Raw genomic sequence first — 13,097 nt, 5'->3', positions numbered from 1 at the left:
CAGACCACAATCCCACAGTTTCCTGAGAGCACCTGAGAGACCTGAATGGACACTCCGGGCCACCTCACGCGCAGCTCACGACCAGCGCAGCGCGAACCACAGCCGCATCCGCGTCTCGGGGTCCGAAAGATCCACGCCCAGCGCCCGTTCGGCCTGCCCGATCCGGTGCCGCACGCTGTTGCGGTGCACCCCGAGCTCGGCGGCCGTGCGGTCCCAGCCGCCGTGGTGCGCGAGCCAGGTCCGCAGCGTCGGCACCAGCTCCCGGTCGTGCGCGCGGTCCAGCTCCCGCAACGGCGCCAGCACCCGCTCGGCGAACCCCGCCGCGGCACCGGGCGCGACGAGCGCGTCGAAACCCAGCGGGTCCGCGGCCACCACCGGTCGTCCGAGGGCCTGGGCGCGGGCCAGCAGCAGCTCCGCCTCCGCGAGCGCGCCCGGCAGCCCGTCCGCGGTCACGGGCGAGCCGGCCACCGCGAGCCAGCCGTGTTCGCGCAGCCCGTCGAGCTCCGGCGGCGCACCCACCACCGCGAGGAACCGCGGGCCGGGCAGCACCTGCACGAGCGGAGTGTCGAGCCGTGCGCGCAGCCAGTCGTGGCGCACGGCGACCTCGTCCGGGCCCCGGCGGTGCGCGACCCCGGCCACGAGCCGGCCCTCCGCCGTGCCCAGCAACGTCGTCAGCACGCCCGCGCCACCCCGGCCCAGCAGCAGACCGGTGGCCGCCGCGCCGAGCTCCGCCGTGTCGGAGCCGGCGCGGCCGACGAGCCCGAGCAAAGCCGCGCCGACGGCGAGGATCGCGCGGTCCCCGCCGTCGAACCGGCGGCGACGCCCGAGCACGAGCAGGTGCGCCGCCGTCGCCTGCGGGTACACCGGCTGCGCCACCACGTACGTCCCGTCCGGCAGCTCGGTGGTCGCGCTGCGGATGCCGGTGCCCGCACGCACCGTCGTGAGCAGGTCGGCGACTTCCGGCGGCAACGGCTGCGGCGCGTCGTGCCCGGCCACGAGCGCGTCGGCGGGCCCGACGAGCGCCACCCAGCCCCGCAGCCGCTCGGCCAGCGCCGTCACGAGCGCCCCCATGCCGTCGCCCGCGGCGCGCGTGAGGGCCTCCCGCGCGGCCGCCGTCCGGCGCTGTTCGCGTTGCCCCGCCTCGGCGAGCGCGACGGCGACGGCCCGGCTGATCGCGAGGAACGGCGTGCGCGGCGGCACGACCAGGAGCGGCAATCCGTGGCGCACGCACGCGTCGCGCAGCGGCTCGGGCAGGGTCTCCGACACCGTCGGGGTGAGGCCGAAACCCAGCGCGGTCACGCCGGCGTCGCGCAGGCGGCGGACGTAGTGCTCCGGTTCGCGCGGCAGGTTGACCCCGGCGGTGAGCACCAGCTCGGCACCGAGCAGGTAGGGCGCGGGATCATCGAGCTCGCTCACGTGGGCCCAGCGCACAGGCGCGTCGAGCGCGCCCGGCCGCAGCGTCTCCCGCACGAGGTCGAGCGCGAGCTCCGGGTTGCCGACGACCGTCCGTAACGGAACATTCACTTCCGCGGACTCGTGCTCGAGGTTCTGGGTCATTCCATCCCGGCTTTCGACGGTTCCTGGACGGATCGTCCCATGCCGCAGTGGTGGCGCACGAACCTACGGTGGCCCGAACAACCCCGCAGAGAACCGAGGAGGACCCCGTGGGCGGCGACTACGCGGTGATCGCGCTGTACATCGCGGGCATGATCGGAGTGGGCTGGATCGGCTTGCGCCTCGCGAAGACCAAGTCCGACTACCTCGTGGCGGGCCGGCGGCTGGGCTGGTTCATGTACTCCGGCACGATGTCGGCCGTCGTGCTCGGCGGCGCGTCGACCGTCGGCGGCGTGAAGCTCGGCTACACCTACGGCGTCTCGGGCGCGTGGCTCGTGGTCACCATCGGCGTCGGCATCCTCGTGCTGCACGCGGTGTTCGCGCGGCGGCTGGTGAAGCTGCGCGTGTACACCGTCGGCGAGATGCTGGACCTGCGCTACGGCGGCCGCACCAGCGCCGTGTCCGGGGTCGTCATGTGGGGCTACACGCTCATGCTCACCGTGACCTCGACGCTGGCGTTCGCGTCGATCTTCAAGGTCCTGTTCTCGATCCCGAGCTGGGCCGGCATCGCGATCGGCGGCTCGATCGTGGTGCTCTACTCGGTGCTGGGCGGCATGTGGTCGATCACGCTCACCGACATCGCGCAGTTCGTGATCAAGACGATCGGCATCCTGTTCGTGCTGCTGCCGATCGCGCTCGTGTCCGCCGGCGGCTTCGGCGGGATGGCCGAGAAGCTCGACGCCACCTACTTCGAGTTCACCTCGATCGGCGGCGAAACGATCCTCACGTACTTCCTGATCTACACCTTCGGCCTGCTCATCGGGCAGGACATCTGGCAGCGCGTGTTCACCGCCCGCACCCCGCGCGTCGCGACCGGCGGCGGCATCATCTCCGGTGTCTACTGCCTCGTCTACGGCGTGGCCGGCGCGCTCATCGGCACGGCCGCGAAGGTGCTCTACCCCGACCTCGGCAGCGCGCAGGACGCGTTCGCCACGATCGCCGAACGCCTGCTGCCCACCGGGGTGCGCGGGCTGGTGCTGGCCGCCGCGCTGTCGGCGCTCATGTCGACCTCCAGCGGCGCGCTGATCGCGTGCGCCACCACCACGACGTCGGACCTGCTGCGCAAGATCGGCCTCAAGGGCGGCGAGGTGCTGCGCAACCGCGTGACCACGCTGGTCCTGGGCGTCGTCGCCATCGGCATCGCGATGGTCGTGGACGACGTCGTCAACGCGCTCACCATCGCCTACGACATCCTGGTCGGCGGCCTGCTGGTGACGATCCTCGGCGCGTTGTTCTGGAAGCGCGGCACGCGCCAGGGCGCCTACGCGTCGATGGTGGCCGGCACGGTGTTCGTGGTCGCGTTCATGATCATCGACGGCGTCGCGGCCAACAGCCCGATCTACTGGGGCCTCGGCGCGAGCCTGGTCGTGTACGTCGCGGTGAGCCTCGCGACGCCGCGCACCCCCGAAAGCATCCTTTCCGTGTGGACGCGGCGCCTGAACGGGTCCGCGGCAGAGGAAGAGAAAGCGGTGCCGGAGACCCCGGCCGCCGCGCAGGCCTGAACACCCCAACCACGAGGAGCACACCGCAGTGAGTGACCTGCCCCCGATCGGCCCGCTCGACTCGTCGCGCGTCCCGCGCTTCGCCGGCTTCGCGACCTTCGCGCGGCTGCCGCGGATCGACGAGGTGGACCACGCCGACGTCGCCGTGGTCGGCGTCCCGTTCGACTCCGGCGTGTCCTACCGGCCGGGCGCGCGCTTCGGCCCCGCCGCCGTGCGCGAGGCGAGCCGGCTGCTGCGGCCGTACCACCCGGCGCTGGACGTGTCGCCGTTCGCCGAGCGGCAGGTCGTGGACGCGGGGGACATCGCGGCGAACCCGTTCCACATCGGCGAAGCCATCGAGAAGGTGCAGCAGGACGCCGAAGCGCTCATGGCCGGCGGCACGAGGCTGGTGACGGTCGGCGGCGACCACACCATCGCGTTGCCGCTGCTGCGCGCCACGGCGAAGAAGCACGGCCCCGTCGCGCTGCTGCACTTCGACGCGCACCTCGACACGTGGGACACCTACTTCGGCGAGCCCTACACGCACGGCACGCCGTTCCGCCGCGCCGTCGAGGAAGGAATCCTCGACACCGCAGCGCTTTCGCACGTCGGCACGCGCGGACCGCTGTACGGCAAGCGCGACCTGGAGGAGGACCGCCGGCTCGGCTTCGGCATCGTCACCTCCGGCGACGTGCTGCGCCGGGGCATCGACGAGACCGTCGACGCGCTGCGCCAGCGGATCGGCGACCGGCCGCTGTACGTCTCGGTGGACATCGACGTGCTCGACCCCGCGCACGCGCCCGGCACCGGCACGCCCGAGGCGGGCGGGATGACGAGCCGCGAGCTGCTGGAGATCCTGCGCGGGCTGCGCGACCTGCACCTGGTGGGCGCCGACGTCGTCGAGCTGTCCCCGGCCTACGACCACGCCGAGATCACGGCCATCGCCGCCTCGCACGTGGCCTACGACCTCGTGAGCCTGCTGGCGCTGGGGAAGTGCGAATGACGCGCATCGGGGGCGACGTCGTCGTCGAGACGCTGCGCGCGCTCGGCGCGGACACGGTGTTCGGGCTGCCGGGCCAGCACGCGCTGGGGCTGTTCGAGGCGCTGCGGCGCGCGGACGACGTGCGCGTGGTGAGCTCGCGGGTGGAGAACAACCTCGCGTTCGCCGCCGACGGGTTCGCCCGCGCCCGGCTGGCCGCCGTTTCGGGAGGCCCGGTTCCGGTCACGCCGATGATCGTGTCGACGGGCCCGGGTGCCTTGCTGACGCTGGCTTCGCTGCAGGAGTCGCGGGCCGCGTCGGTGCCGGTGCTCGGGATCTCCAGCCAGATCCCCGCCGCCGGGCTCGGCGGCGGGCGGCACGGATACCTGCACGAGCTGCCCGACCAGCAGGCGAGTTTCCGCGACGTCGTGAAATCAGTGCACGTGGTGCGGAGCGTCAGCCAGATCCCGACGGCGCTGCGGGAAGCGTGGACGTCGGCGGCGACCGCGCCGTACGGGCCGGTGTGGGTGGAGATCCCGCAGGACGTGCTGATGGCGCCGGCCTCCTTGCCGCCCCTGCGCGACGTGACCGCGACGCCGGTGCTGCTGGAACCGTTGCCGGAGCTGGCGGCGGAAGCGTCGAAGCTGCTGGCCGCGGCGGAGAACCCCGTGATTCTCGCCGGCGGCGGAGCGCTGCGGTCGGGTGCGCAGGCGGAGCTTCTTGCGGTGGCCGAAGCGCTGCGGGCGCCGGTGGTGTCGACGTTCGGCGGCAAGGGCGTGTTCCCGTGGGATCACGAGCTGTCCGCGCGCTCGTGGCTGGAGGACTGGCACACCACCGAGTTCCTGGCCGGCGCGGACGTGCTGCTGGTGCTCGGGTCGGGGCTCGGCGAGCTGTCGAGCAACTACCGCGAGTTCGCGCCGCGCGGGCGCGTGATCCAGGTGGAGGCCGACCTCGGGAAGCTGGAGTCGAACTATCCCGCGCTGGGCCTCCACGCCGACGTGCGGCTGTTCCTGGGGGCGCTGGACCTTCCGGCGCGGACCGCGGACGGGCGTGCCGAAGCCGCCGTGGCCGATTTGCTCGCGCGCGTCGAGTCGCGATTGGACAGTCAGGACCTGGCCACGGAACGCAAGCTCGTCGACGATCTCCGCGCTGCGGTGCCGCAGGGTGCGCAGACGTTCTGGGACATGACGATCGCCGCCTACTGGGCGTGGTCGGCGTGGCAGCCGGACGGCGCGCCGATCCACACCGCGCAGGGTGCGGGCGGCCTCGGTTACGGGCTGCCCGGCGCGCTCGGCGCGGCCGCGACCGGCATCCCCACGCTGGCCGTCTCCGGCGACGGCGGCGCGATGTACGGCCTGGCCGAGCTGGCCACCGCCAAACAGCACGGTCTCGACGTCACATGGCTCGTGATCGACGACGGCGGCTACGGCATCCTGCGCGAGTACCTCACCGGCGCGTTCGGCGAGACCACCGCGACCGAACTGGCGCGGCCCGACTTCGTGGCGCTGGCGGAGTCGTTCGGGGTTCCGGCCGTGCGGTCCACGCTCGGTTCGGTGGGCGCGGACGTGGCGAAGGCCCTGCGCACGCCGGGACCGTCGGTGGTCGTGCTGCCGGCCGTGCTGAAGATGTTCGCCCCGACCCACCTGGAGAAGCGGTGACCCACGTCCTGAACTTCGCCGACGGCGCTTTTGGTGCGGCCTAGGACACGCTCACCCTCACCGACCCGGCCACCGGGGAGGCGCTCGGCACGAGCGTCCTCTCCGGACAGTCCGAAGTCGACAAAGCGATGGCAGCCGGGTGCTGCTGCACGCGGACGTGCACGACGAGTTCGTCGCCGGGCTGACCAAGGTGGCCGCCGCGCGGGTGTCCGGGGTGGACTACGGCCCGCTCGACAGCCGCGCGCAGCTCACTGGTGCAGGAGGAGGTGTTCGCGCCGGTGATCACCGTGCAGGCGTTCGATTCCGAAGAGCAGGCTGTGGAGCTGGCCAACGGCGTGCCGTACGGGCTCGCGTCCTCGGTGTGGACGCGCGACGTCGCCCGGGCGGCTTGGGTTTCGCGCGACCGGGAGGCGAACCGTTTGTCATGACGACAACAAAACGGCGGGCCTCTTCACAAAGAGACCCGCCGTGGTGAAAACGAGAAACTCAGCCCCGCGGATTCTCCGCCGGTACATCCTGCGCCACGCCCAACCGGCCCGACGCCCACTCCGTGATCCGGCGCGCCACGTCCTGCGCGGTGAGTCCGACGCGGTCCAGGACCTCGTCGCGCGAGCCGTGTTCGTGGAAGGTCTGCGGGACGGCCAGGTCGCGCAGCGGGACGTCGCAGTCGGCGTCGCGGAGGACTGCGGCCAGGGCGGAGCCGAAGCCGCCGTGGCGGCCGCTGTCTTCGACGGTCACCACGAGCTTGTGCTGGTCCGCGAGGGCGACCAGTTCGGCCGGGACGGGGACGACCCAGCGCGGGTCGACGACCGTGACGCCGATGCCCTGGTCGGCCAGGCGGTCGGCGGCCGCGAGGCCCAGCTTGCCGAACGAGCCGACGGCGACCAGCAGCACGTCCGGGGTGCAGGACTCGCGTGGGCGGCGCAGCACGTCGACCGTGCCGAGGCGTTCGACGGCGGGCAGGTCGGCGCCGACGGTGCCCTTCGAGAAGCGCAGGGCGGTGGGGCCGTCGGAGATGGCCACGGCCTCGCGCAGCTCCTCGCGCAGCGTGCCCGGGTCGCGGGGCGCGGCCACGCGCATGCCGGGCACCATGCCGAGCAGCGACAGGTCCCACATGCCGTGGTGGCTGGGGCCGTCGGGGCCGGTGATGCCGGCGCGGTCGAGCACGAACGTCACCGGCTGGCGGTGCAGGGCGACGTCCATCAGGACCTGGTCGAACGCGCGGTTGAGGAACGTGGAGTAGACCGCCACCACCGGGTGGAAGCCGCCCATCGCCAGGCCCGCCGCCGACGTCACGGCGTGCTGCTCGGCGATGCCGACGTCGAACCAGCGGTCCGGGAACTTCTCGGAGAACTTCTCCAGGCCGGTGGACCGCAGCATCGCCGCGGTGATCGCCACCACGTCCTCGTGTTCGGCGCCGATCTTCGCCAGCTCGTCGCCGAACACGCCGGTCCAGCTGGGGCCCTTCACCGGCGGCAGGCCGGTCTCCGGGTCGATCGGGTCGGTCTGGTGCATCTGGTCGGCCTGGTGGTTCACCGCGGGCGCGTAGCCGTGGCCCTTCTCGGTGACGACGTGCACGATCACCGCGCCGCCGAACGCGCGGGCGCTCTGCAACGCCTTCTCCAGCGCCACCAGGTCGTGGCCGTCGACCGGGCCGAGGTACTTCAGGCCCAGGTCGGAGAACATCACCTGCGGGCTCAGCGCGTCCTTGATGCCGGCCTTCGCTGCGTGCAACGCGGCGTAGATCGGCTTGCCCACCACGGGGGTGTTGCGCAGGATCTCGCGCCCGCCGTCGAGCAGGCGCTCGTAGCCGGGCTGCAGCCGCAGCGCCGCGAGGTGGTCGGCGAGCCCGCCGATGGTCGGCGAGTAGGAACGGCCGTTGTCGTTGATCACGATCACGACCGGCCGGTCCCGGTTCGCCGCGATGTTGTTGAGCGCCTCCCAGCACATGCCGCCGGTCAGCGCGCCGTCGCCGACCACCGCCACGGCGTGGCGCGGGGCGCCGCCGGACAGCTCGAACGCCTTCGCCAGGCCGTCCACATAGGACAGCGCGGTGGACGCGTGGCTGTTCTCCACCAGGTCGTGCTCGCTCTCGGCGCGCGACGGGTACCCGGTCGGCCCGCCGAGCTGGCGCAGCTTGTCGAACTCGGTGTGCCGGCCCGTCACGATCTTGTGCACGTACGCCTGGTGACCGACGTCCCACACGATCGCGTCGCGTGGCGAGTCGAACACCCGGTGCAGCGCGAGCGTGAGCTCCACGACACCCAGGTTCGGACCGAGGTGACCCCCGGACCTCCGCACCTTCTCGACGAGGAAATCCCTGATCTCGGCGGCCAGCTCGTCGAGGTCCTCGACGCTCATGCGCTTCAGGTCCGCCGGTCCGTGCACGGAGTCCAGCATCGTCACAGCTCCACCTCGCCTGGTTCCCTTCGCTCCCGCCAGTTCGGGCCAGTCTACGGATCCGCGCCACCACCGCCGCGCCGCCCGCGTCCCGGATCACACGCCGGGGCCCCGCGCAACTCCACGGTCGGGTGTGAACATGGAGTCTTCGGCCAAGTCGCGGCTACCGCGAGTGGCCCCGATAATCCGAACCGGACCAAGATCGAGAGGACCTCATGGCGGACTTGTACATCGGCGGCGAATGGGTGGACGCGAAGGCGGGTGGCCGGCGCGAAATCCGGTGCCCCGCCGACGGCTCGCTCGTCGCCGAGGTGGCCGAGGCCACGCGCGAGGACACCGAGGCCGCCATCGCCGCCGCCCGGCGCGCGTTCGACACCGGCCCGTGGCCCTCGACACCCGCCGCCCAACGCGGTGACCTTCTGCTGCGCACGGCCGACCTGCTCGACCGCGACGCCGAGACCTTCGCCCGCGCCGAGTCGCTCGACACCGGCAAACGCCTGGTCGAGAGCCGCTACGACATGGCCGACATCGCCGCCTGCCTGCGCTACTTCGGCAAGCTCGCGGCCAACGACGCGGGCCGCGTGGTCGACACCGGCAGCGCCGACGCGTTCAGCCGGATCGTGCACGAACCGGTGGGCGTGTGCGGGCTCATCACGCCGTGGAACTACCCGCTGCTCCAGACCATCTGGAAGGTCGCGCCCGCGCTGGCCGCGGGCAACACGCTCGTGCTCAAGCCCAGCGAGCTGACGCCGCACACGTCGATCCTGCTCATGAAGCTGCTCACCGAGGCGGGCCTGCCCGGCGGCGTCGCCAACCTGGTGCTCGGCGCGGGCCCGGAAGCCGGCGCGCCGCTTTCGGAGCACCCGGACGTGGACCTGGTCTCGTTCACCGGTGGTCTGGCCACCGGCCGCGTGATCGCCGCCGACGCCGCCGCGACGGTGAAAAAGGTGGCCCTGGAGCTCGGCGGCAAGAACCCCAACGTGGTGTTCGCCGACGCCGACTTCGAGACCGCCGTGGACTACGCGCTCACGGCCGTCTTCCTGCACTCCGGCCAGGTCTGCTCCGCGGGCGCGCGGCTCATCGTGCAGCGCGAGTGGCACGACGAGTTCGTCGACGAGCTGGTGCGCCGCGCCGAGCGGATCCGCCTCGGCGGGCCGTTCGACGAGCACGCCGAGACCGGCCCGCTGATCTCGGCCGCCCACCGTGAAAAGGTCGAGCGCTACGTCGCCACGGCCCTGGCCGAGGGCGCCGTGCTGCGCACCGGCGGCAAGCGGCCCGACGACCCCGAGCTGCGGAACGGTTTCTACTACCTGCCGACGATCCTCGACAACGTCGCACAAGGCAGCCACGCCGTGGTGGAGGAGTCGTTCGGACCGGTGCTCACGGTCGAGACCTTCACCGACGAGGACGACGCCGTGCGCATCGCGAACGACACCCACTACGGGCTGGCCGGCGGCGTGTTCACCAATGACGCCGCGAAGGCGCAGCGCGTGGCCAACCGCCTGCGCCACGGCACGGTCTGGATCAACGATTACCACCCGTACCTGCCGCAGGCCGAGTGGGGCGGCTACAAGCAGTCCGGCTTCGGCCGCGAGCTGGGCCCGACGGGCCTGGCCGAGTACACGGAGGCCAAGCACATCTACCAGAACCTGCGTCCCGGCCCGCAGAAGTGGTTCGCCGGCTGACACCCGTGCGCTGAAAAAGCGCCCTCAAGCCCTAGTCCGATCGAGAACCACCGAAAGGACCAGTGCCCGTGAGCACCGACACCGGCGGCCGTGGCAACGCGGACACCAGCGATCAGGAACTCGGCGAGTTCGGCTACACCAACCAGCTCAAGAGAACGCTGGGCAGCTTCCACACCTTCGCCGCCGGCATCAGCTACATCTCGGTGCTCACGGGCGTGTTCCAGCTCTCCTACCTGGGGATTTCCCAGGGCGGCCCGGCGTACTGGTGGTCGTGGCCGATGGTGTTCGCCGGGCAGCTCATGGTGGCGCTGAGCTTCGCGGAGCTGGCCGCGCAGTACCCGGTGGCCGGGTCGGTCTACAACTGGGCGAAAAAGCTCGGCAACGGGCACGTGGCGTGGCTGGCGGGCTGGATGATGCTGCTGGCCTCGATCGTGTCCATCTCGGCGACGGCGCTGGCCTACCAGCGGACGCTGCCGCAGATCACGTCGTTCTTCCAGTTCATCGGCGACGGCTCGGGCTCCAGCGACGCGGCCAACGGCGTGCTGCTGGCCACCTGCCTGATCGTGTTCACCACGCTGGTCAACGCGTTCGGCGTGAAGCTGATGGCCCGCATCAACAGCGCCGGCGTGTTCATCGAGCTGCTGTTCGCGGTGCTGCTGGTGGTGTTCCTGGCGTTCCACTTCGTGCGCGGCCCCGGCGTGGTCACGGAGACGAACGGCACGGGCGCCGGACACGCGGGCGGCTACCTCGGTGCGTTCCTCATCGCGGCCATCGCGTCGTCCTACGTGATGTACGGGTTCGACACGGCGGCCTCGCTCGGCGAGGAGTCGGTGGACCCGCACCGCAACGCCCCGAAGGCCATCATGCGGGCGCTGGTGGCGTCGTTCCTGCTCGGCGGGCTGATCATCCTGTTCGCGCTCATGGCGGTCGGCGACATCCACGCTCCCGAGCTCGGCACGGTCGGCCTGCAGTTCGTGCTCACCGACGCGCTCGGCCCGGCGATCGGGCGGATCTTCCTGTTCGTGGTGTTCATCGCGATCACGGTGTGTGTACTCGCCGTGCACACGGCGGCGATCCGCATCGCGTTCGCCATGGCGCGCGACAACGCGCTGCCCGGTGGCTCTCGCCTGGCGCGCGTGAGCAAGAAGACCGGCACGCCGGTGCTGCCCGCGATCGTGATCGGCGTGATCGCGATCGCGCTGCTGCTGGTGAACATCAACTCGGCGCAGATCTTCTCGGCGGTCACGAGCCTGGCGATCATCCTGATCTACCTGGCCTACCTGCTCGTGACGGTCCCGATGCTGATCAAGCGCCTGCGCGGCGGCTGGCCGCGCAAGGACTGCCCGCCGGGCCGGTTCTCGCTCGGGCGCTGGGGCCTGCCGGTGAACGTGCTCGCGGTGCTGTGGGGCATCGGGATGACGGTGAACCTCGCCTGGCCGCGCACGGAGATCTACAACGCGTCCCCGCCGTTCCACTGGTACCTGCGCTGGAGCTCGGTGCTCTTCGTCGGCGTGTTCGCGGCCGGCGGGTTCGCCTACTACTGGTTCGTGCAACGCCACCGCATCGGGGTGCTCGCCGGCCACGCTTCCGTGCCGTCGTCTCAGAAGGAGGAGTCCAGGTGAACGAGTTCGACTACGTGGTGGTCGGCGGCGGCACGGCGGGTTCGGTGGTGGCGGCGAGACTTTCGGAGGACCCGGACGTCACCGTCTGCCTGCTGGAGGCCGGACCGTCCGATGTGGACGACGCCGCCGTGCTCGAGCTGACGAACTGGATGGCGCTGCTGGAATCCGGCTACGACTGGGACTACCCGGTGGAGCCGCAGGAAGCCGGCAACTCGTTCCTTCGTCAGGCCCGCGCGCGAGTGCTCGGCGGGTGTTCTTCGCACAACTCGTGCATCGCGTTCTGGGCACCGGCCGAAGACCTCGACGAGTGGGCGTCGCTCGGCCTGCCGGGCTGGTCGGCCGCGGACATCTTCCCGCTGTACCAACGGCTCGAGACCAACGACGGCCCCGGCGAGCACCACGGCCGCTCCGGGCCCGTCACGATCCGGTCCGTGCCGCCGCGCGACCCCGCGGGTGTCGCGATGCTGGCCGCGTGCGCGCAGGCGGGCATCCCGACCACGGAGTTCAACTCCGGCAAGACGGTGACCCACGGCGCGAACTGGTTCCAGATCAACGCGCGCGAGGACGGCGTGCGGTCCTCGGCCTCGGTGTCGTACCTGCACCCGATCCTGGACACGCGCGAGAACCTGGAGGTGCGCACCGGCGCGCGGGCCAAGCGGCTGCTGTTCGACGGCCGCCGCTGCACCGGCGTCGAGCTGCAGCACCCCGACCTGATCCACCACACGACCGTGACCGCGCGGCGCGAGGTGATCGTGAGCTCCGGCGCGATCGACACGCCGAAGCTGCTGATGCTCTCGGGCATCGGGCCCGCCGGGCACCTGCGCGAGGTGGGCGTGGACGTGCTCGTGGACTCCCCCGGCGTCGGCTCGAACCTGGAGGACCACCCCGAGGGCCTGGTGCAGTGGGACGCGCTGCAGCCGATGGTCACCGAGTCCACGCAGTGGTGGGAGATCGGTATCTTCACGACCACCGAGGAAGGTCTGGACCGGCCGGACCTGATGTTCCACTACGGCTCGGTGCCCTTCGACATGAACACGCTGCGCCACGGCTACCCGACCACGGAGAACGGCTTCTGCCTCACGCCGAACGTCACGCGCAGCCGTTCACGCGGCACCGTCCGCCTGCGCACGCGCGACTTCCGCGACAAGCCCCGCGTGGACCCGCGTTACTTCACCGACGAGCACGACCTGCGCGTGATGACCCACGGCGTGAAGCTGGCCCGCGAGATCGCCGCGCAGCCGGCGCTGGACGAGTGGGCCGGCGTCGAGCTCTCACCGGGCCGCGACTGCGTGAGCGACGACGAGATCGCCGACTACCTGCGCAAGACCCACAACACCGTCTACCACCCCGCGTGCACCGCCCGGATGGGCCCGGACGGCGACCCGGACGCCGTGCTCGACGCCCGCCTGCGCGTGCGCGGCGTCGAGGGCCTGCGGGTGGCGGACGCGTCGGTGATGCCGTTCCTGGTGACGGTGAACCCGTGCATCACCACGATGGCCATCGGCGAGAAGTGTGCGGACCTGATCAAGCAAGACCGCGGCTGAGCGGCGAGGAACACCACGCCGGCCGGGTTTCCGGTGAGCGGGCACCGTCCACAAGCGTCCGTCCGGACGCAGTGGAACCGGTCACGGCGCCCGTACACTCGGGTTCCCGGGCCT

At 71.7% G+C, this 13,097-nt stretch carries 9 protein-coding genes; 7 read left to right on the top strand and 2 right to left on the bottom strand.

What is annotated here, in order from left to right; genetic code table 11:
* Nucleotides 1-75: 75 nt before the first annotated feature.
* Nucleotides 76-1,557, bottom strand: a complete 1,482-nt coding sequence (locus ACFY1H_RS45465; protein ID WP_366588051.1) for a PucR family transcriptional regulator — start codon at nt 1,555-1,557, stop codon at nt 76-78.
* A 107-nt stretch (nt 1,558-1,664) separates the two neighbouring features.
* Here ACFY1H_RS45465 and ACFY1H_RS45460 point away from each other — a divergent pair, with 107 nt between their 5' ends.
* The 4 genes from ACFY1H_RS45460 to ACFY1H_RS45445 all read left to right on the top strand — a co-directional run bounded on the left by ACFY1H_RS45460 (nt 1,665) and on the right by ACFY1H_RS45445 (nt 6,160).
* Nucleotides 1,665-3,116, top strand: a complete 1,452-nt coding sequence (locus ACFY1H_RS45460) for a sodium:solute symporter (protein WP_386956259.1) — start codon at nt 1,665-1,667, stop codon at nt 3,114-3,116.
* 37 nt (nt 3,117-3,153) lie between these two features.
* Entirely contained in the window at nt 3,154-4,098 is a 945-nt protein-coding gene (gene speB, locus ACFY1H_RS45455; RefSeq protein ID WP_386956288.1) for an agmatinase, read from the top strand.
* Nucleotides 4,095-5,732: a thiamine pyrophosphate-binding protein gene (locus tag ACFY1H_RS45450; protein WP_386956258.1), complete on the top strand. Its 1,638-nt coding sequence runs from the start codon at nt 4,095-4,097 to the stop codon at nt 5,730-5,732. The genes speB and ACFY1H_RS45450 overlap by 4 nt, the downstream gene beginning before the upstream one ends.
* Before the next feature lie 254 nt (nt 5,733-5,986).
* Nucleotides 5,987-6,160: an aldehyde dehydrogenase family protein gene (locus ACFY1H_RS45445; RefSeq protein WP_386956257.1), complete on the top strand. Its 174-nt coding sequence runs from the start codon at nt 5,987-5,989 to the stop codon at nt 6,158-6,160.
* Between the two features lie 58 nt (nt 6,161-6,218).
* Here ACFY1H_RS45445 and dxs read toward each other — a convergent pair whose 3' ends face one another.
* Nucleotides 6,219-8,138, bottom strand: a complete 1,920-nt coding sequence (gene dxs, locus ACFY1H_RS45440) for a 1-deoxy-D-xylulose-5-phosphate synthase (RefSeq protein ID WP_386956256.1) — start codon at nt 8,136-8,138, stop codon at nt 6,219-6,221.
* Between the two features lie 209 nt (nt 8,139-8,347).
* Between dxs and ACFY1H_RS45435 the strand changes: the two genes are divergently transcribed.
* The 3 genes from ACFY1H_RS45435 (at nt 8,348) to ACFY1H_RS45425 (ending at nt 12,983) form a co-directional block, all read left to right on the top strand.
* A complete protein-coding gene (locus ACFY1H_RS45435; protein WP_386956255.1) occupies nt 8,348-9,817 on the top strand; it encodes an aldehyde dehydrogenase family protein in 1,470 nt (489 codons plus the stop codon).
* A 68-nt stretch (nt 9,818-9,885) separates the two neighbouring features.
* Nucleotides 9,886-11,439 (top strand): amino acid permease, encoded by a 1,554-nt coding sequence (locus ACFY1H_RS45430; protein WP_366588040.1) that lies wholly within the window; start codon nt 9,886-9,888, stop codon nt 11,437-11,439.
* Nucleotides 11,436-12,983: a GMC family oxidoreductase gene (locus ACFY1H_RS45425; RefSeq protein ID WP_386956254.1), complete on the top strand. Its 1,548-nt coding sequence runs from the start codon at nt 11,436-11,438 to the stop codon at nt 12,981-12,983. The genes ACFY1H_RS45430 and ACFY1H_RS45425 overlap by 4 nt, the downstream gene beginning before the upstream one ends.
* Nucleotides 12,984-13,097: the final 114 nt, after the last annotated feature.

Source organism: Amycolatopsis sp. NPDC001319 (genome assembly GCF_042896185.1).
Classification (GTDB): Bacteria; Actinomycetota; Actinomycetes; order Mycobacteriales; family Pseudonocardiaceae; genus Amycolatopsis.
This window is presented reverse-complemented; position numbering and strand designations above follow the sequence as displayed.

Excerpts from the sequence above, each read along its gene's own strand:
- ACFY1H_RS45435 (WP_386956255.1), top strand. The coding sequence starts at position 8,348 with ATGGCGGACTTGTACATCGGCGGCGAATGGGTGGACGCGAAGGCGGGT.
- ACFY1H_RS45465 (WP_366588051.1), bottom strand. The coding sequence starts at position 1,557 with ATGACCCAGAACCTCGAGCACGAGTCCGCGGAAGTGAATGTTCCGTTA.
- ACFY1H_RS45450 (WP_386956258.1), top strand. The coding sequence starts at position 4,095 with ATGACGCGCATCGGGGGCGACGTCGTCGTCGAGACGCTGCGCGCGCTC.